Origin of the sequence: Emticicia agri (genome assembly GCF_004168285.1) — a bacterium.
GTDB classification, from domain to species: Bacteria; Bacteroidota; Bacteroidia; order Cytophagales; family Spirosomataceae; genus Emticicia; species Emticicia agri.
In genome coordinates this window covers 1-354 of the sequence record NZ_SEWF01000143.1, presented here as the reverse complement: position 1 = coordinate 354, position 354 = coordinate 1, and the positions used below count along the sequence as shown (strand labels likewise).

General features: G+C 47.7%; 1 pseudogene. It reads left to right on the top strand.

What is annotated here, in order from left to right:
• A pseudogene (locus EWM59_RS28080) lies at nucleotides 1-354 on the top strand (hypothetical protein); the annotation flags it as partial.

Genomic DNA, 354 nt, shown 5'->3' with positions numbered 1-354 from the left:
CAGCCCCGGCTACAAAAGTAGTTTGTGCACCGAGTACTTTAACTTTAACAGCCAGTGGTTGTGCAGGAACCGTCAACTGGTCGAATGGCTCATCAGGTAGCAGTCTGACCCTTTCAAGTGTAGGCACTTATAGCATTACAGCAACCTGTACAGTTGGGTCTTGTACAAGTCCAGCCAGTTCAACAGTAACAGGGTTACAAATTATCGCCCAACCATCAGCCCCGACCATCAATGCGCCAAATCCAAAAGTAGTGTGTGCGCCGAGTACTTTAACCTTAACGGCCAGTGGTTGTGCAGGAACAGTCAATTGGTCGAATGGTTCATCAGGTAGTAGCTTAACGCTTTCAAGTGTAG